This window comes from Pseudophaeobacter sp. 1A09344 (assembly GCF_041008745.1).
In the GTDB taxonomy this organism is placed as follows: Bacteria; Pseudomonadota; Alphaproteobacteria; order Rhodobacterales; family Rhodobacteraceae; genus Phycobacter; species Phycobacter gallaeciensis_A.
The window spans coordinates 99,963-116,329 of the sequence record NZ_JAXGFS010000006.1; the positions used below are offsets into that span (position 1 = coordinate 99,963).

Sequence of the window (16,367 nt, forward strand, 5' to 3'; positions counted from 1 at the left end):
ATGGTTGAAACCTTTGCCTGCTCGTTCACGGCAACAGAGCTTGATGCCCGGTCCGGCATTACGCAGGTTGTGAAACGGCTGCGCGGACTGGGCATCCCCGAGTTGCGGGTCGATGAAGTCCAGATCGCGCTGGCCGAAGCCGTGAACAATGTGGTCGAGCACGCTTATGCGGGCAAGACCCCGGGAGACGTGCGGATCCGCTGTTCCCTGGAACCTGAGCGTCTGTGGATCAATATCACCGATGCCGGAGCCCCCTTCCCCGAAGGCGAACTGCCCGAAGGCAAGCCTGCAAATCTGGATGTGGCGCCGGAAGATCTCCCTGAAGGCGGCTTTGGCTGGTTTCTGATCCGGGAGCTGACAAGCGACATCCACTATGAACGCAGCGCCGGCAACAACCAGCTTTCCTTGTGTTTCGAAATTCAGGTGACCCGGGCCTGATCCCATTTTCCGGCCCCCTGTTTTGATCTGGTACCGACCTGTCGATGTACCAGCCGCAGAGCTTTTATTGCTCCAAAGCCGTACTTTCTAGAGCGTCCTGCCAAAAGCACGACGAGTGCGCCGCAAGGGTGGCTCCGGACTTCGCCGCAATTGCGCCACATAATCACCCCTAAATCGCCTGAAAAATGTGCTTTCTGTTACATCAGAAGCTTTTGATAGCTGTCCCCGGCGCTACGTTCCACTGCCCCCATCGTGCATGTTGCGCCGGGGAACATCCTCTCCCCTTCCACTGCAAGCATGGAAATCTCCGCCCCGGTTTTGCACCGCTACCGGAAATGGCCGTCTTTTGATGCGCCGAAGACGCGACAAGCATGGATGCCTTTCGCATTGCCTTCGGCGGCGAAGCCACTAGTGTTTCGCTGCTATTCAAGAGGGAGAGGCATATGCGCGATTTTCAACAACCCGGACGCTCTGCGGTCTTTGCACAGAACGGTATCTGCGCCACATCGCACCCCCTTGCGGCCGGTGCCGCCATCGACATTCTGAAACGCGGCGGCAACGCCATGGATGCGGCCATCGCCGGGGCGGTTCTGCTCGGTATTTGCGAGCCGCAGATGACCGGGATCGGCGGCGATTGCTTTGTGCTTTATACCCGTCCGGGCAGCGATGAAATCCACGCGCTGAACGGGTCCGGCCGGGCACCTGCCGCCGCCAATGCCGCAGATCTGCGCGCCGAAGGGCTGAGCGCCGTGCCGCTGCGCAGCCCGCATGCGGTTACCGTGCCGGGCGCCATCGACGCCTTTTGCCACCTGTCGCAAACCGAAGGCAAACTGGGCCTTGATGCGATCCTGTCCCCCGCAATCCACTATGCCGAAACCGGCGTTCCGGTAGCGCCGCGTGTTGCCTTTGACTGGGCCAATGACGCGGACACCCTGCAAGGCGCGGCCCGCGACAGCTATCTGATCGGGGGCAACGTCCCGACCGTTGGGCAGATCTTCCGCGCCCCGGGCCAGGCCGAAGTTCTGCGCCGGATCGCCAAGGACGGTCGCGATGCCTTTTACACTGGTGAAATCGCCGAAGACATGGTTGCCGCGCTCAACGCGCTTGGCGGCGTGCACACGGTTGATGATTTCGCCGCTACCGCCTGCATGTCGGTGACGCCGGTTTCCGGCGATTACAAAGGCACCGATCTGGTCGAGCATCCGCCGAACGGTCAGGGCGCGACCGCCATCCTGATGCTGAATATCCTGAAACATTTCGACATCGCGGGCATGGACCCCTTTGGCGCCGAACGCGCCCATATCGAGGCCGAAGCCGCCAAGCTGGCCTATGATGCCCGCAACCGCTTCATCGCCGATGCCGATCATACCACCCGGCTGGACCACATGCTGGCGCCCGAAACCGCGGCCAAACTGGCCGCACTGATCGATCCGAAACGCGCCATGGCCGCCGCCGCCCCGCTGAGCGAGGCCGTGCACAAGGATACGATCTATATCACCGTGGTCGATAAGGACCGCATGGCCGTGTCGCTGATCTACTCGATCTTCCATGGCTTTGGCTCGGGCATCGCCTCGGACAAATTCGGCATCCTGCTGCAGAACCGGGGCGCCGGTTTCACCTTGGAAGAAGGCCACGCCAACGAATTGGGCGGTGGCAAACGGCCGATGCATACGATCATCCCCGGCATGCTGCGCCAGAACGGGCGCGTGACGATGCCTTTCGGTGTGATGGGCGGTGCCTATCAGCCCAATGGCCACGCGCGTTTCGTTTCCAACCTTACCGATTTCGGCATGGAGCCGCAGGCCGCCATGGACGCACCGCGCAGCTTCTCGGACGCAGGTGTCATGAAGGTCGAGCGTGGCTATTCCGACAAGGTGCGCCAAGAGCTGACCGAGATGGGCCACAAGGTGGAGGTCCCCGAAACGGCGATTGGCGGCTCGCAGGGCATCCGCATCCACGATGGCGATTTGCTGGAAGGCGCCAGCGACCCGCGCAAGGATGGCTGCGCGCTCGGCTACTGATCAGGCCTCACCGGTGCTTCGCTGCAGCAAAAGCGCAGCGGGGCACCGGACGCGATCCGGCGATTAGTTCAGCTGGTATTGCAGGGAATAGGCCGCGCCGTCGAATTTGCCGAACATTTCCGAAAGATCCGGATGGCTGATCGGTTCGCCGGAATAATCGGCAACCAGATTCTGCTCGGACACATAGGCCACGTAATAGGTCTGATCGTTTTCGGCCAGCAGATGGTAGAAGGGTTGATCCTTCACCGGCCTGCTTTCTTCGGGAATGGATTCGTACCATTCCTCGGTATTTGCAAAGGCTGGATCGACGTCAAACACCACCCCGCGGAAGGGATGCTTCCGGTGGCGGACGACCTGGCCCAGGTTATATTTTGCGCGCGTTCTCAACATGGTCTTGCTGCCCCCGTCTTTTGTTACTAACGCGGATGCGCGGCAGATGTCCAACTCTTGAGGCAAATTTTCGAGGAAACAGACTGTGAACCTTGCTCTGACAGTGCTTGAAATCGTGGCCCCCGTCTTCCTGCTTGCCGGGGTCGGGTTCGCTTGGGTGCGGCTTGGATTTGAGTATCGGATTCAATTTGTTACCCGTCTGGCCATGACGCTGGCGGTGCCCTGCCTGATCTTCACGGCGCTGATGAAAACCGAGCTGGACAAGGCCGCGATCGGCTGGTTCGTGCTGGCTGCCCTTGCCGGGCATGCGCTGCTGGCATTGGCAGGCGCAGCACTGGTGCGCGTGATGCAGCTGGAGCGGCGCAGCTATCTGGCGCCCTTCATTTTCGGCAATACCGGCAACCTTGGCATTCCGCTGTCGCTCTTTGCCTTTGGCGAGGCGGGCCTTGGCTATGCGGTGGCGATGCTCGCGGTTTCTGCGGTGCTGTCCTTCACCTTTGGCATCTATCTGGTCGCCGGTGAAGGCGGCGGCGGCAAGGCGCTGCGTGAACCGATGGTCTGGGCCACGCTTCTGGGCGCGCTCTTTCTGTGGCAGGGCTGGCAGACGCCGCAATTCCTGACCAATGCGCTGGATCTGATCGGGCAAATGGCAATTCCACTGATGCTGATCACCCTTGGCGTTGCGGTGGCGCGGCTGACACCGGGCAAGACCGGCCTTGCCGTGTTACTGTCGCTGATCAAGGTGACGTTCAGTGCGGCCATCGGCTGGGGGCTGGGGCTGGCATTCGGGCTCGATTACACGGCATTCGGCGTTCTGGTGCTGCAGCTGGCAACGCCCGTGGCGGTGACGTCTTACCTGCTGGCCGAGAAATTCGAAGCCGATGCGCAGGCGGTTGCTGGCATGGTGGTGGTTTCCACGCTGATGTCCGTTGCAGCTCTGCCTCTCCTGCTGTCCCTGCTTCTGGAAATGTGATTTCATCCACAGGCGCAATTCGCTAGACTGCCGCCAAAATAAAAAAGGCAGAGGCAATGAGCAGAATCATCGTCGCCCTGATCCTCCTGTTGGCGGTTGCCTCCTGTGGGGGTGGGTACAAGTCCCCGCCGCGCAATCTTGATAATGCCTGCAGCATTATCAAACAGCGGCCTGAATACCTGAAAGCCTTCCGCGCGACCGAACGGCGCTGGGGTGTTCCCGTGCACGTGCAGATGGCCACAATCTATCACGAGAGCCGTTTTGACGGCGATGCCCGCACGCCGCACAACTATCTTCTGGGCGTCATCCCGATGGGCCGCCAGTCCAGCGCCTATGGCTACAGCCAAGCCCTGGACGGCACCTGGGACGATTACCGGCGCGACACAGGACGCCGTCGGGCCAAGCGGGACCGGATCAAGGATGCCGCGGATTTCATGGGCTGGTACATGAACAAGAGCCGCGAAAAGAACGGCATCGCGCTTTATGATGCCCGCAATCAGTATCTCGCCTATCATGAAGGGCACACCGGCTATGCCCGCGGCAGCTACCGTGCGAAATCCTGGCTGATGCGGGTGGCGAGCAAGGTGGAGTCTCGCTCCTTGATGTATCAGGCGCAGCTGGCCACCTGCCGTAAGTTCCGCTGACCCCCCGGGCTCGTGCCACAACGAATTGGTTCCCGTCCGGGCTGTCCTAGAGAAACGCTAAAGGGGCACTCCCGCCAGTCTCGAACCCTTCTGCGAAGGGTCCTCCCCCGTTGGGCCCGGCACCGCCTGACGGCGGTGCGACCCGCGCCACGGGCGCCAGTGTTCCACGGAATGTTCAGATATCACCGAGCGCGCCACGCCCTGGCGTGGCGCCCGGCCCAACACCGCCAAGGGGTTCGGGCAAAGCCCGGGCACCTGCGGGGGCGGGAGCCTTCAGCTGTATGATTGACGGCCTACCGACAGACAAGGTCAGGCTCGACAGTAGTCAGCGGGATCCGCTGCCTGCGCCCGTGGTGAAGAGGAAGGAGGATAGCTTGCCCCCGGTTTCCAGAGCGCCCAGAACCACCGTCGTGCGGCCCCCGGCGCTGTCATGCACAACCCATTTGCGCAATTCGACCGGGTCATCGGTGAACATCAGCTCCAGCCCGCCGTATTCGGGGTTCTCCGGGTCCTGCGCCTGCAGGATCGTTGTCGTTCCGTCGAACTGGTGGCCCACAACCATATCGGCTTGCCCCAGATCGACAGTTTTGGCCAGGATGATCGACAGCGGCGTACGCTTAAGCGGATAAGTCTCCGGCGGCTGGTTCGATTTCGGATCGTGGATCACCACCGACCCGGCCCCAGCCACCACCGTGGCGCCATTTTCGCCATCATATTCGAACCGCATCCGGCCCGGCCGATGGATATACAGCTTGCCAGTGGACAGCGTGCCATCATCGTTGATCTGGGTAAAACTGGCCTCGGCCGTGGTCAGGGCGTTCAGGTAAGCCGACAGTTCCGACAGGCTCAGCTTCTCTGCCGCCCAGGCAGCAGGGGCACACAGGATCAGCGCCGCGACAAGTGCAATCTGTTTCATGACCCTTAGATAAGCCCTGACTGTGGAAAAGGAAGAGCCACCCGCCGCTGCGGGAGACCCTGCGCACCCATCCGCCGATCTACTGTTCGGGGACTAGGATTTCCCGTTTGCCGACATGGTTCGCCGGAGACACCAGCCCTTCGTCCTCCATCTGCTCAACCAGACGCGCGGCCTTGTTATAGCCAATCGCCAGTTTGCGCTGGATGTAAGAGGTAGAGCACTTGCGGTCCTTGATCACGATCTGCACGGCGGAGTCATACAGCGCATCCTCGCCCGTGGTATTGCCGCCGGTGGACAGCCCCAGAACCGCGTCGATGTCGTCGGCCTTCTCGTCATCCGGGCCATCCAGAACCGTGCCCACATAGGCAGGCGGGCCGAATTGCTTCAGATGGGTGACGACTTCCTCGACCTCTTCATCCGACACGAAGGGACCGTGGCAGCGGGTGATCTTGGCGCCGCCCGCCATATAGAGCATATCACCCATCCCCAGCAGCTGCTCGGCGCCCATTTCGCCAAGGATGGTGCGGCTATCGATCTTGCCGGTCACCTGGAAGGAAATCCGGGTGGGGAAGTTCGCCTTGATGGTACCGGTGATCACATCGACCGAGGGACGCTGAGTGGCCATGATCAGGTGAATGCCCGAAGCCCTCGCCATCTGCGCCAGACGCTGAATGCAGGCTTCGATTTCCTTGCCAGCCACCATCATCAGGTCGGCCATCTCGTCGACGATCACAACGATATAGGGCAGTGCCTCGGGTGCGAACTCTTCGGTCTCGAACACTGGCTCGCCGGTGTCATCGTCAAACCCGGTCTGCACTGTGCGGGAGAACATCTCACCCTTGGCAAGCGCCTCTTTCACGCGACCATTGTAGCCTGCGATATTGCGCACGCCCATCTTGGACATCTTGCGATAGCGGTCTTCCATCTCGCCCACGACCCATTTCAGGGCGACGACCGCCTTTTTCGGATCGGTCACAACAGGCGACAGAAGATGCGGGATGCCATCATAGACAGAGAGTTCCAACATCTTGGGGTCGATCATGATCAGGCGGCATTCATCCGGTGTCAGCTTGTACAGCAGTGACAGGATCATGGTGTTGATCGCCACCGATTTACCGGATCCGGTGGTACCCGCGATCAATAGGTGCGGCATCTTCGAAAGGTCCGCCACCATGGCGTCGCCACCGATATCCTTGCCCAGCGCCAGCGGCAGGTTCTGGGTGCCATCGCCATAATCGCGGCTCGACAGGATTTCGCGGAAGCTGACCATTTCCCGTTTTTCATTGGGCAGTTCGATGCCGATCACCGAGCGGCCCGGCACGGTCGAAACACGCGCCGACAGGGCCGACATGGAGCGGGCGATATCATCCGCCAGACCGATCACCCGGCTGGCCTTCAGGCCCGGCGCTGGTTCCAGTTCGTACATGGTGACGACGGGGCCGGGACGGACCGAGACGATCTCGCCTTTGACGCCATAGTCATCGAGCACCGATTCCAGCATCCGCGCGTTCTCTTCCAGCGCCTCATCGCTCAGATGATGACGCTCGACCGCGGCAGGATTGGCCAACAGCGACAGCGGCGGCAGGTCGAAATCACTAGAATCGTTTTCTTCAAAGGCCAGCCGCGGCTGGGCTTCCGCCTTGGCGCGGGTCGATGGCTCCGGCGCGCGGCGCTGGGGCTGCTCAACAACCACCTTGCGCGGCTCTGCCACCGGGATGGTCAGGCCCTCGGCGGGTTGCTCTGCGCGAGCCGTGATCGCGGGCTCAGCGGTTTCAGCAGGCGCGTGGGTCGGCAACTCCTCGGCTGGGACCCGGTCGGGCTCCAGATCGGCGCCATATCCGGTTTCTGCAGCAGGCGCCCCAACGGTCGGCGCGGGCGGAACCTGCGACAGCCCGGGGGCGGCAGGCGCCTCGGCACTGAATTCTGCCGGAGCAGCAGGGGCATGCGCTGCGGTCAGTGGTGGTTCAGGCGGCAGCCCCGCATGGGGCGCGGGATCGGGATTGAAGACCAGCGGCTCAGGGCGGCGACCCCGGCCCTTGGTCAGGGGCAGGTTCGGATCGGGTTCCGGCGGCTGCCCAGCAGCGCGACGCACACGCACGGCATTTGCGATCTTCTGCGAAATCCGGTCATCACCCGGCAGATCCTCATCACTGATCTGCGGTGCGCTCTCGACCAACTCGGGCTGCGGCATCGGCGCATTAGCCAAATCGGGATCAGCGCGGCGGATCAGATTGGGCACCCGAGAGAACAATCCGGTTTTTGTCGGTGCGGCAGGCGCTGCGACCTCGATCGGCGGAGGCGCAGTCACATCGGTTTCGAACATCTGAGGCTCTTCCTCCTCCTGTCCGAACCAGGCCGTATCATCCTCGGCGGCCATTGCCTGTTCTGCGGCGGCAGCGCGTTTTTCACGATAGGACAGCGCCGCCTGGACACCGCTGGAGGCGCCACGACCCAGAAGGCTGGCGAGCGTGCCATAGGCCAGGATTAGACCGACCAGCAGGAACCGTCCGGCCCGCTGCAGTTCCGCACGCGAAAAGCCGCAGACAAACGTGCCAAGCGCCAGCATGCCAATGGCCATCAGCAGCGACATCAGCTTGACCGCGAAATGCGAACTGATCGGCACCAGCGTCAGCAGCGCTCCCATCACGGTATCGCCGAACAGACCCCCAAGGCCGAAACTATGAGTGGCGCGCCATTCCTCGCCCGGCACCAACGTCGCTGCATAGACCGAGCCCACGGCGATCAGAACCGGTGCAAAGACGATCCGCCCGATGACCCGCTCGGCGCCCTGATGCAGCAGGAAGCGAACACCCCAAGCCAGCAGCGTCACCGCGAGGGCCACGCCGCCCCAACCGACAACCATGAACAGCGGCGCCGCCACAGAAGCCCCCATCCGGCCCATCCAGTTCTGAACCGGCGCATCGGTGGAGACCATCCAGTTGGGATCATCCGGCGTATAAGAGCCGATCATCGCGGCGGCCATCAGGCCCAGCCCCAGAAGGGCGATCCCGATCAGTTCCTTACCGCGCTTTTCAATGGCTGCCTGCATGTTGCTGTCAAGCAACGGATCGCGGCTGCGGGTTTGAAATGCCATGCCTACCTCGGTTCCATTTTTCGGCGCCTGCCCCGCTTGTGCCGCGGGATCCTGGCATCCGGTGGTCTATTGATTTTGGCCGCGCGCCCCCAGCCGGGGCCGCGTGGCAGTCGTATCAGTACAGACAACTGCGCAGGGTGCTCAGCGCCGTCTGTGTTGCCTCTGCCGGGGCGACCAGCGCCACGCGGATATATCTTTCGCCCGGGTTCTGCCCCAGCGCGCCTTGCGCCAGATAGGCGCCTGGCAGCACCCGCACGCCGGTTTCCTGCCACAGCTTCAGCGCTGCCGCCTCGCCGCCGTCCTTGACCGGTAGCCACAGAAAGAACCCTGCTTCGGGGGACATGTAGCCATCCAGACCGTCAAACACCTGATCGGCGATCTGGTATTTCTCCTGATAAAGCGCGCGGTTTTCCTCTACGTGCGCCTCATCGGCCCAGACACGCGCCGCCGCAGCCTGCAGCGGGCCGGGCATCGGTGCGCCGCTATAGGCGCGCAGCTGTTTGAGGCGCGCAATGCATTCAGGGCCGCCCGCGATCAGACCAGCACGCAGCCCGGGCAGGTTCGAACGTTTCGACAGGGAATTGAACAGCACCACCCGTTCAGGATCCGCGCCCAGTTCCTGCGCCACGGTCAGCGCGCCTACGGGCGGGCTGTCGCGGTAGATTTCGGAGTAGCATTCGTCGGCGAAAATGCGGAAGTCATGCTTTTCCGCCAGCCGGATCAGATCGGCCCAGTATTCGCGCGTGGCCACTGCGCCCTGCGGGTTGGCAGGCGAGCAGATATAGGCCACCGCTGTGCGATCCAGCACCTCGGTCGGCAGGCTGGCGTAATCGGGCAGATGACCGGTTTCGGCCGTGGCTGGCACAAACACCGGCTCGGCGCCGACAGAAATCGTCGCCACCATGTAGACCTGATAAAACGGATTCGGGATCAGCACCGCTGGACGGGCGCCGTTCTTGGTTTCCGGACACAGGGCCATCGCCGCATTGTAGAGCCCTTCGCGGGTGCCGTTCAGCGCCATCACCTGCCGGTCTGCATCCATCTTCACGCCATAGCGACGCGCGATCCAGTCGGACATTGCGCCGCGCAGTTCCTCGGAGCCTTCGTTTGGCGGGTAGTTGTTAAACCCGGCCGCGTTCTCCGCAATCACATCCGTGACCCAGGCGGGAAAGGTGTGTTTCGGCTCACCAATGGTCATATGCACCACATCCCCGCCGGGCGTATGGTGGTCTAGCAGCGCCCGCAGACGCGGAAACGCATAGGGCGGCAGGTTCGAAAACCGCTCTGGGAAATTCATCACAATTGCCTCAGTTTCGGGATCATTCGTGCCCCGTTTGCAGATAAGGTACAGAGCGTGGGCGCCTGCGTCCAGCCGCATAGGGCACCCACGGTCCAGTTGTGCTTTTGCAACAACGTGCGATAGCCGTCAGATCAACACAGCGCCGCCTCGACGCTGGCCCCGATCCGCAACAGTGCCTCTTCGCAATCCGGTTGCCCCAATAGCTGCAAGCCGCAGCTGGGTTTACTCGTGGGCAAGGACAGCGCGCAAAGCCCCATCAGGTTGCCGATCCGGGTATTGCGCAGGGTCAGAAGATTGGCCCGGACGTAATAGTCATGATCGCTTTGCAGTTGTGCCATGTTCGGCGGCAGAATCGGGCAGGAGGGCGTCAGAACCGCGTCAAAGCCCGCCACCGCCTGATCCCAGACCATCCGGCATTGTTCCAGCTTGGCCCAGGCCGCCACATAATCGGGACCACTGTGCTGACCGCCAGCACGGAACCGCTCCAGGATTTCGGCAAACATCAGATCCGGGCTCGCCTCGATCACATCCTTCCACAGACCATAAGCCTCTGTCGTATACAGAATTCCGCTCAGATCCATGGCGTCCTGCAGCTCCGGCACCTCCAGCGGTACGATCTCAGCGCCGGCCGCCTTCAGCTTGCCCAGACACTCCACATGGGCAGCGGCAACCTCAGGCTCCAGATCATCGCGCGCCACGGTGCGCAGATCGGCAAAGCGGCGCCCCTGCAGCGACGCTGGGTTACGCAGGTCCGGCCCCTTGGTGCCCTCCAGCAGCCCCAGCATCAGGCCCGCATCTTCGACCGAGCGCGCCAGCGGACCGACAGTGTCGAACTTCAGGCACAGAGGCACCACGCCCTCTAGGCTGATCCGACCTGCCGTGGTCTTAAGCCCCACAAGGTTGTTCCAGGCCGAAGGGATGCGCACCGAACCGCCGGTGTCCGAGCCAATACCGCAGGCCGCCAGCCCAAAGGCCACCGAAGCCGCCGCGCCAGAGGACGATCCCCCCGGCGCCGCGCCCTCATCATTGACGCAGGGCGGGGTTTCCTTAACCGGGTTCAGTCCCAGCCCGGAGAAGGCCAGCTCGCTCATGTGAGTTTTGCCCAGGCAGACGGTGCCCATGGCGGTGGCATTGGCCAGAACCCGTGCGTCCTGATCCGGCACCCGGCCTTTGAGCAGGTCCGATCCCGCCTCGGTACCGGTTCCGGCACTGTCGAACAGGTCTTTCCAGCTGATCGGCACCCCATCCAGCGGCGAGCGCCGCAAATCCATCCGCGCCCGCTCGGCCGCGGCTTCCGCTTCGGCCAGGGCGCGCTCATGCGTGACCTCGGTATAGATCCGGTCGCGCAGCGGATGCGCGTCAATGGCCTCCAGGTAGCATTTGGTCAGCGCAACAGGATCGATCTCCCCTGCCCCAATGCCGCGCCCCAGATCCGCAGCCGTCATCTTCAGCCAGTCCTGCATCCGCAAAGTCTCCCGTCGCGTGTTCCATATGTTTTGCCGGGGACGGTAACGGCAGCAGCGCTGAGGGACAATCCCGCGCACTCGCAAGACCGGACAATGCGATGGACATTCCGAATGCAAGGCGCATATTGCAGGGCATGAAGAACAGCTCCGATATCCTGATTGTCGGCGGCGGGCTGAACGGCCCTGCCCTGGCCCTGGCGCTGGCCCAGACCGGCCACAGCGTCACCGTCATCGATGCGCTGCCCAAGGTCGCCCTGAAGGACGAAGGCTTCGACGGGCGCGGCTATGCGCTGGCGCTGGCCTCCAAACGTCTGCTCGACCGGATCGGCGTTTGGCAACACGTCGCGGACAATGCGCAGCCGATGCTGGAGATCAAGGCCTCCGACGGACACGCCGGAGAGGGGCCCGCGCCGTTCTTCATCCATTTCGACCATACCGAGATCGAAGACGGGCCGATGGGCTATATGGTCGAGGATCGCTTTCTGCGCCGCGCCTTTCAGCAGGCGATGGAGGACGCGCCCCGGATCACCACGCTGAATGGCCGCCGCGTGGTGGCGCAGGCACCGGATCAGAGCGGCGTCACCCTGACGCTGGATGATGGCGCCGAGCTGCGCGGTCGCATGCTGGTCGGCTCGGACGGACGCAAAAGCGGCACCGCCGCCCGCGCCGGGATCAAACGCACCGGCTGGGACTACGGTCAGACCGCGCTGGTCTGCGCCATCGACCATGAAAAACCCCACCACGGCATCGCGCATCAGTTCTTCATGCCAGCGGGGCCGCTGGCCATCCTGCCCCTGCCCGGCAACCGCTCCTCCATCGTCTGGAGTGAAAAGACTGAGACTGCGGAGGCTATTCAGGGCCTGAGCGACGCCGATTACATCGCCGCACTGAGACCCCGGTTTGGCGATTTCCTGGGTGAGATTTCTCTTGCGGGCAAGCGCTTTACCTATCCGCTGAACCTGACGCTCGCCAACAGTTTTATCGGGGACCGTATGGCGCTGATCGGCGATGCGGCCCACGGCATGCATCCAATTGCTGGCCAGGGTCTCAACGCCGGGCTGCGCGATGTTGGCGCCCTCGCCGAGGTGCTGACCGAGGCCACCCGGCGTGGCGAGGATATCGGATCATCGCTGGTGCTGGACCGCTATCAGCAGTGGCGCCGCTTTGACACCGCAACGCTGGCGCTGGCGACGGATACCTTCAACAAGCTCTTTTCCAACGACAATCCGCTGCTGCGGCTTGGTCGCGATATCGGCATGGGTCTGGCGGGCGCCGTCCCGGGCCTGCGCCGCGGCTTCATGCGCGAAGCCGCCGGGCTGACCGGCGAACTGCCGCGACTGTTGCAGGGCAAACCCATCTGATCAGGACGCAACCGCGCCGCGCGACAGTGCGGCGCCGGGCCCAAGTCCCACCCTCTTGCTTGGGCGCAGCCAAAGGACAGGCCGGACGCGGGAGTATCCCGGCTTCGCCTCACTCCAGTGGGCGGGCCTCGTCCACCAGCATCACCGGGATCCCATTGCGGATCGGGAAGGCCAGATTGGCAGGTTTGGAAATCAGCTCCTGCGCTGCGGCGTCGTATTCCAGAACTGCATTGGTAACCGGGCAGACCAGCGCCTCCAGCATGCGGCGGTCAAAGGCGGGCGCGGCGGTGTGTTCTTCGCTCATTGCAGCGGGTCCTCACTTGATCCGCTTCGCAAAGCGAATTCGATCAGGGTGACAAGGGTTTCGCGCCTTGTGGCAAGGCAGGGCGCCTCTAGCAAGGCCTGTTTGTCCTCGGGGTCGAAATCCAGCAGCATCGACAGGGAATTGATCAACAGCTCGTCATCGGCCTCCTGCAACGATTCCCAATCCGTCGACAGGCCGCGTGCCGCGAAAAAGCGTTCCAACAGCTCCAGCAGGTCCCCCCGTTCGAACCCGCAATCCGGTTCGCTCCGGCCCAGATCACCCTCAAAGCCGCTCCAGTTCACCTCGCAGCGGCGGTAGGGCGTGAAGCCATCGCATTCTTGCACCACCCGGAACCGAGATATCCCGGAGAGGGTGATCAGATAGCGCCCGTCATCGGTTTCGGAAAATTGCGATATGCGCCCGGCACAGCCGATGGCATGCAGCCCCTCGGCATCACCGCTGCGCAGCGGACAGGGCTGTACCATGCCGATCAGCCGCGTGCGCGTCTTCAGCGTGTCTTCCAGCATCTGAAGATAACGCGGTTCGAAGATATGAAGGGGCAGCTTTGACCGGGGCAGCAATAGCGCCCCGGGCAAGGGAAACACGGGAATCGTGTCAGGCAGATCTGCAGGCTTAAACATAGCCTTCAGTTTAGCGCGCAGGTGCCTTTAGGCAAATATCATCGAGCTCAGCTTGCGGCGCCCGTTCAGAACAACCGGATCGTTGGCAGGCAACGCCTCGAAGATGGTGAAGAGCTGCGCCTTGGCCGCCCCGTCGTTCCATTCGCGATCACGGCGGAACAACTCCAGAAGTTCGGTCACCGCCGCCTCGGCATCACCAGCCGCATGCAGAGCCTGCGCCAGATCGAAACGCGCTGCATGGTCGGCCGGGTCCGCTTCGACCTTGGCGCGCAGATCGGCTACCGGACCGGCATTCTGCGCCTGACGGGCCAGCTCGATCTGGGCCCGAGCCGCTTCGATCTCGAGCGCGTCGGAAATCTCGGCAGGCGCGCCGTTCAGAATTGCCTCGGCCTGATCCAGATCTTCCATCGCGATATGCGCCCGCGCCAGACCACCATAAGCGGCGGCGTTCTTGTCATCCTCGCCCAGAACCGCGGCAAAGGTCTGCGCCGCATCGGCCGCCGCGCCTTCGGCGAGCATTTCCTCAGCCGCCTCCAGCGCCTCACCAAGGCCACCGCCTGCTTCCCCGCCTGCGGCCTCAATCACCTTTTTCAGGAAGGCGTCGATCTCGCTTGGCGGCAGCGCGCCCTGGAACATGTCGATCGGGCGGCCCTGCACAAAGGCCACCACTGTGGGGATCGATTGCAGCGGCAGCCCCTGCTGCGCCAGCGCCTGCGCCAGACGCTGGTTCTGGTCCACATCGATCTTGGCCATGGTGACCGCGCCATTGGCGCGCGTGACAGCCGCCTCCAGCGCCGGACCCAATGTCTTGCAAGGGCCACACCAGGGCGCCCAGAAATCGACGATCACCGGCGCCTGCATCGAGGCCTCGACCACGTCCTGCATAAAGGTCGCTTCTGTGACGTCCTTGATCAGATCACCTGCGGGCGTGGGCGCGCCCGCGCCTCCGAGAATATCCATCATGCTCTTGTTCTCCGTTTGGAACTTGCCCCCTATATGGAATCCCAAGGCCAAGAAACCAAGAGAGGAGTTGCCGCGTGCCGGTTCCGCGCATCGACATCTTTGCCCTGTCCGAGCGCCTGATGGCTATGGACGACGCGGCCTGGGCTCGTCACGCAAACCCGCTGAGCGTTTATAGCCGGGTGTCGATTCTCCCGCTTATGACCCTCGCGATCTGGTCTCATCTCTGGCTCGGGTGGGGCGCTTTGGCGCCGGTTGCTCTGGTACTGATCTGGACATGGTGGAACCCGCGCGCCTTTGGCCCGCCAGCCACAACCGACAGCTGGGCAGCGCGGGGCACCTTCGGCGAACGGGTATTTCTGAACCGTGCCAAGGTGCCGATCCCACCGCATCACGCGCACTGGGCCAGGATCCTGACCCTGATCTCCGGGCTGGGCGTTGTTCCGTGGGTTTACGGGGTGTGGCAGCTGGACCCAGGTCTGACACTGTTCGGTCTCAGCCTGATGGTCGGCGGAAAACTCTGGTTCTTTGACAGGATGGTCTGGCTATATCAGGACATGCAAGCGCAACGCCCGGAATATGCAAAATGGCTGCACTGATGGCACGCCCTCCCGCGCCCGCAGACGCCCCACGGGGCGCCTTCATGCGGCCTTGGGCCGGGCAGCGCGTTACCGCGCTGCTGTTTCTCCACGACGGTGACGTCTGAACGCGGCACCGCGCCGTGCGTCAGCACGGCGCCCGGCCCAACTGCGGCGGGGCAATCAACGATTGCTCCAAGGCAGGCGGGAGCGCCCCACCCTCTGCCTAGAGGTCGAAGGTGGCAAAGACCGGTGCGTGATCGCTGGGTTTTTCCCAACCACGGGCGTCCCGCAGAACGCGGCTAGAGTGACCTGCGCTGGAAATGTCGCCCGTCGCCCAGACATGATCCAGACGCCGCCCCTTATCCGCTGCATCCCAGTCCTTTGCCCGGTAGGACCACCAACTATAGAGCCGCCCATCGGGGATGTCCTGCCGGGTGATATCGACCCAGTGGCCTGCATCCTGCGTCTCCGCGAGGTGTTCGACCTCGACCGGGGTGTGGCTGACGATCTTCAGCAGTTTCTTGTGGTCCCAGACATCGTCTTCGCGCGGGGCGATGTTGAGGTCGCCGACCAGAATCGATTTCTGTGGCTTTTCGCCGTGGAACCAGTCCCGCATGCCAGTGAGGTAGTCGAGCTTCTGACCGAATTTCTCGTTGATCTCGCGGTCGGGTTTGTCGCCGCCGGCCGGGACGTAAAAGTTGTGGATGGTGACGCCATTGTCCAGCTGACCTGCAATATGGCGGGCATGGCCCAAATCGGCAAAATCCATGCTACCGACCTCGGTGATGGGCATCCGCGACAGGATGGCGACGCCGTTGTACCCCTTCTGCCCTCGCGCGATCATGTGGGTATAGCCAAGCGCGGCAAAGCCCTCCATCGGGATCTTGTCGACCGGGCTCTTGCACTCTTGCAGGCACAGGACATCGGGCGCCTCTTCCTGCAGCAGCTTCAGCACGATCGGCTCGCGCAGGCGGACAGAGTTGATGTTCCAGGTGGCAAGGGTAAAGGGCATTGCGCGTCTCTTTCGTAACAGCGGGTCATGGCAGCGGCTCGGCGCTATTCTTGCCCTCCCGGCCCACCGGATACCAGAGCCTATTTCCCTAGCTTCCCCCTACCACTCCCGGAAGTCCGCAGACAAAAAAAGGCCGGGCGCAAGGCCCGGCCCAGTCCAACAGGGAGGTGCATATCATGACCCGGATATGCGCGGGATAGGATCAGGGTAAAGATGACTGACAGACAGACAGATCTTTGATCTGCGTCAACAGCTTTTCCCCGCAG

General features: G+C 62.9%; 15 protein-coding genes. 6 read left to right on the forward strand and 9 right to left on the reverse strand.

Annotated features, from left to right (window positions below):
* The gene (locus SM765_RS12060; protein WP_065271850.1) at positions 1–438 is read left to right on the forward strand and encodes an ATP-binding protein; all 438 of its coding nucleotides are present in this window, start codon (positions 1–3) and stop codon (positions 436–438) included.
* Between the two features lie 443 nt (positions 439–881).
* Positions 882–2,459, forward strand: coding sequence for a gamma-glutamyltransferase family protein (locus SM765_RS12065; RefSeq protein WP_274838122.1), 1,578 nt, complete (start codon positions 882–884; stop codon positions 2,457–2,459).
* A 63-nt stretch (positions 2,460–2,522) separates the two neighbouring features.
* Here the strand turns inward: SM765_RS12065 and hspQ are convergent, their stop codons facing one another.
* Positions 2,523–2,849, reverse strand: a complete 327-nt coding sequence (gene hspQ / locus SM765_RS12070) for a heat shock protein HspQ (RefSeq protein WP_065271851.1) — start codon at positions 2,847–2,849, stop codon at positions 2,523–2,525.
* 85 nt (positions 2,850–2,934) lie between these two features.
* Between hspQ and SM765_RS12075 the strand changes: the two genes are divergently transcribed.
* Positions 2,935–3,822, forward strand: a complete 888-nt coding sequence (locus tag SM765_RS12075; protein WP_274838121.1) for an AEC family transporter — start codon at positions 2,935–2,937, stop codon at positions 3,820–3,822.
* 56 nt (positions 3,823–3,878) lie between these two features.
* Positions 3,879–4,466 (forward strand): transglycosylase SLT domain-containing protein, encoded by a 588-nt coding sequence (locus SM765_RS12080; protein ID WP_274838120.1) that lies wholly within the window; start codon positions 3,879–3,881, stop codon positions 4,464–4,466.
* A gap of 325 nt (positions 4,467–4,791) precedes the next feature.
* Here the strand turns inward: SM765_RS12080 and SM765_RS12085 are convergent, their stop codons facing one another.
* The 4 genes from SM765_RS12085 to SM765_RS12100 form a co-directional block, all read right to left on the reverse strand.
* The gene (locus tag SM765_RS12085) at positions 4,792–5,382 is read right to left on the reverse strand and encodes a LolA family protein (protein WP_274833083.1); all 591 of its coding nucleotides are present in this window, start codon (positions 5,380–5,382) and stop codon (positions 4,792–4,794) included.
* A 79-nt stretch (positions 5,383–5,461) separates the two neighbouring features.
* Positions 5,462–8,476, reverse strand: coding sequence for a DNA translocase FtsK 4TM domain-containing protein (locus SM765_RS12090; RefSeq protein WP_274838119.1), 3,015 nt, complete (start codon positions 8,474–8,476; stop codon positions 5,462–5,464).
* Positions 8,477–8,591: 115 nt separating this feature from the next.
* The gene (locus tag SM765_RS12095; protein WP_274838118.1) at positions 8,592–9,773 is read right to left on the reverse strand and encodes an aminotransferase class I/II-fold pyridoxal phosphate-dependent enzyme; all 1,182 of its coding nucleotides are present in this window, start codon (positions 9,771–9,773) and stop codon (positions 8,592–8,594) included.
* 134 nt (positions 9,774–9,907) lie between these two features.
* Positions 9,908–11,239, reverse strand: a complete 1,332-nt coding sequence (locus SM765_RS12100) for an amidase (protein WP_274838117.1) — start codon at positions 11,237–11,239, stop codon at positions 9,908–9,910.
* Between the two features lie 137 nt (positions 11,240–11,376).
* Between SM765_RS12100 and SM765_RS12105 the strand changes: the two genes are divergently transcribed.
* On the forward strand, positions 11,377–12,603 hold the full coding sequence (locus tag SM765_RS12105; protein WP_274838116.1) for a UbiH/UbiF/VisC/COQ6 family ubiquinone biosynthesis hydroxylase: 1,227 nt from the start codon (positions 11,377–11,379) through the stop codon (positions 12,601–12,603).
* 109 nt (positions 12,604–12,712) lie between these two features.
* On the opposite strand, the gene SM765_RS12110 is transcribed toward SM765_RS12105, so the two are convergent.
* The 3 genes from SM765_RS12110 to SM765_RS12120 are packed head-to-tail and all read right to left on the reverse strand — an operon-like array spanning position 12,713 to position 14,511.
* The gene (locus SM765_RS12110; RefSeq protein ID WP_065271858.1) at positions 12,713–12,907 is read right to left on the reverse strand and encodes a Trm112 family protein; all 195 of its coding nucleotides are present in this window, start codon (positions 12,905–12,907) and stop codon (positions 12,713–12,715) included.
* A complete protein-coding gene (locus tag SM765_RS12115) occupies positions 12,904–13,548 on the reverse strand; it encodes an LON peptidase substrate-binding domain-containing protein (protein ID WP_065271859.1) in 645 nt (214 codons plus the stop codon). The genes SM765_RS12110 and SM765_RS12115 overlap by 4 nt, the downstream gene beginning before the upstream one ends.
* Before the next feature lie 27 nt (positions 13,549–13,575).
* A complete protein-coding gene (locus SM765_RS12120; RefSeq protein WP_274838115.1) occupies positions 13,576–14,511 on the reverse strand; it encodes a tetratricopeptide repeat protein in 936 nt (311 codons plus the stop codon).
* Between the two features lie 74 nt (positions 14,512–14,585).
* Between SM765_RS12120 and SM765_RS12125 the strand changes: the two genes are divergently transcribed.
* Positions 14,586–15,107: a DUF6653 family protein gene (locus SM765_RS12125; protein ID WP_274838114.1), complete on the forward strand. Its 522-nt coding sequence runs from the start codon at positions 14,586–14,588 to the stop codon at positions 15,105–15,107.
* A 205-nt stretch (positions 15,108–15,312) separates the two neighbouring features.
* Here SM765_RS12125 and SM765_RS12130 read toward each other — a convergent pair whose 3' ends face one another.
* Positions 15,313–16,101, reverse strand: coding sequence for an exodeoxyribonuclease III (locus tag SM765_RS12130; protein ID WP_274838113.1), 789 nt, complete (start codon positions 16,099–16,101; stop codon positions 15,313–15,315).
* Positions 16,102–16,367: the final 266 nt, after the last annotated feature.

Coding starts and splice junctions, on each gene's coding strand:
- SM765_RS12060 (WP_065271850.1), top strand. CDS start 1: ATGGTTGAAACCTTTGCCTGCTCGTTCACGGCAACAGAGCTTGATGCC.
- SM765_RS12065 (WP_274838122.1), top strand. CDS start 882: ATGCGCGATTTTCAACAACCCGGACGCTCTGCGGTCTTTGCACAGAAC.
- hspQ (WP_065271851.1), bottom strand. CDS start 2,849: ATGTTGAGAACGCGCGCAAAATATAACCTGGGCCAGGTCGTCCGCCAC.
- SM765_RS12080 (WP_274838120.1), top strand. CDS start 3,879: ATGAGCAGAATCATCGTCGCCCTGATCCTCCTGTTGGCGGTTGCCTCC.
- SM765_RS12085 (WP_274833083.1), bottom strand. CDS start 5,382: ATGAAACAGATTGCACTTGTCGCGGCGCTGATCCTGTGTGCCCCTGCT.
- SM765_RS12090 (WP_274838119.1), bottom strand. CDS start 8,476: ATGGCATTTCAAACCCGCAGCCGCGATCCGTTGCTTGACAGCAACATG.
- SM765_RS12095 (WP_274838118.1), bottom strand. CDS start 9,773: ATGAATTTCCCAGAGCGGTTTTCGAACCTGCCGCCCTATGCGTTTCCG.
- SM765_RS12100 (WP_274838117.1), bottom strand. CDS start 11,239: ATGCAGGACTGGCTGAAGATGACGGCTGCGGATCTGGGGCGCGGCATT.
- SM765_RS12105 (WP_274838116.1), top strand. CDS start 11,377: ATGAAGAACAGCTCCGATATCCTGATTGTCGGCGGCGGGCTGAACGGC.
- SM765_RS12110 (WP_065271858.1), bottom strand. CDS start 12,907: ATGAGCGAAGAACACACCGCCGCGCCCGCCTTTGACCGCCGCATGCTG.
- SM765_RS12115 (WP_065271859.1), bottom strand. CDS start 13,548: ATGTTTAAGCCTGCAGATCTGCCTGACACGATTCCCGTGTTTCCCTTG.
- SM765_RS12120 (WP_274838115.1), bottom strand. CDS start 14,511: ATGATGGATATTCTCGGAGGCGCGGGCGCGCCCACGCCCGCAGGTGAT.
- SM765_RS12130 (WP_274838113.1), bottom strand. CDS start 16,101: ATGCCCTTTACCCTTGCCACCTGGAACATCAACTCTGTCCGCCTGCGC.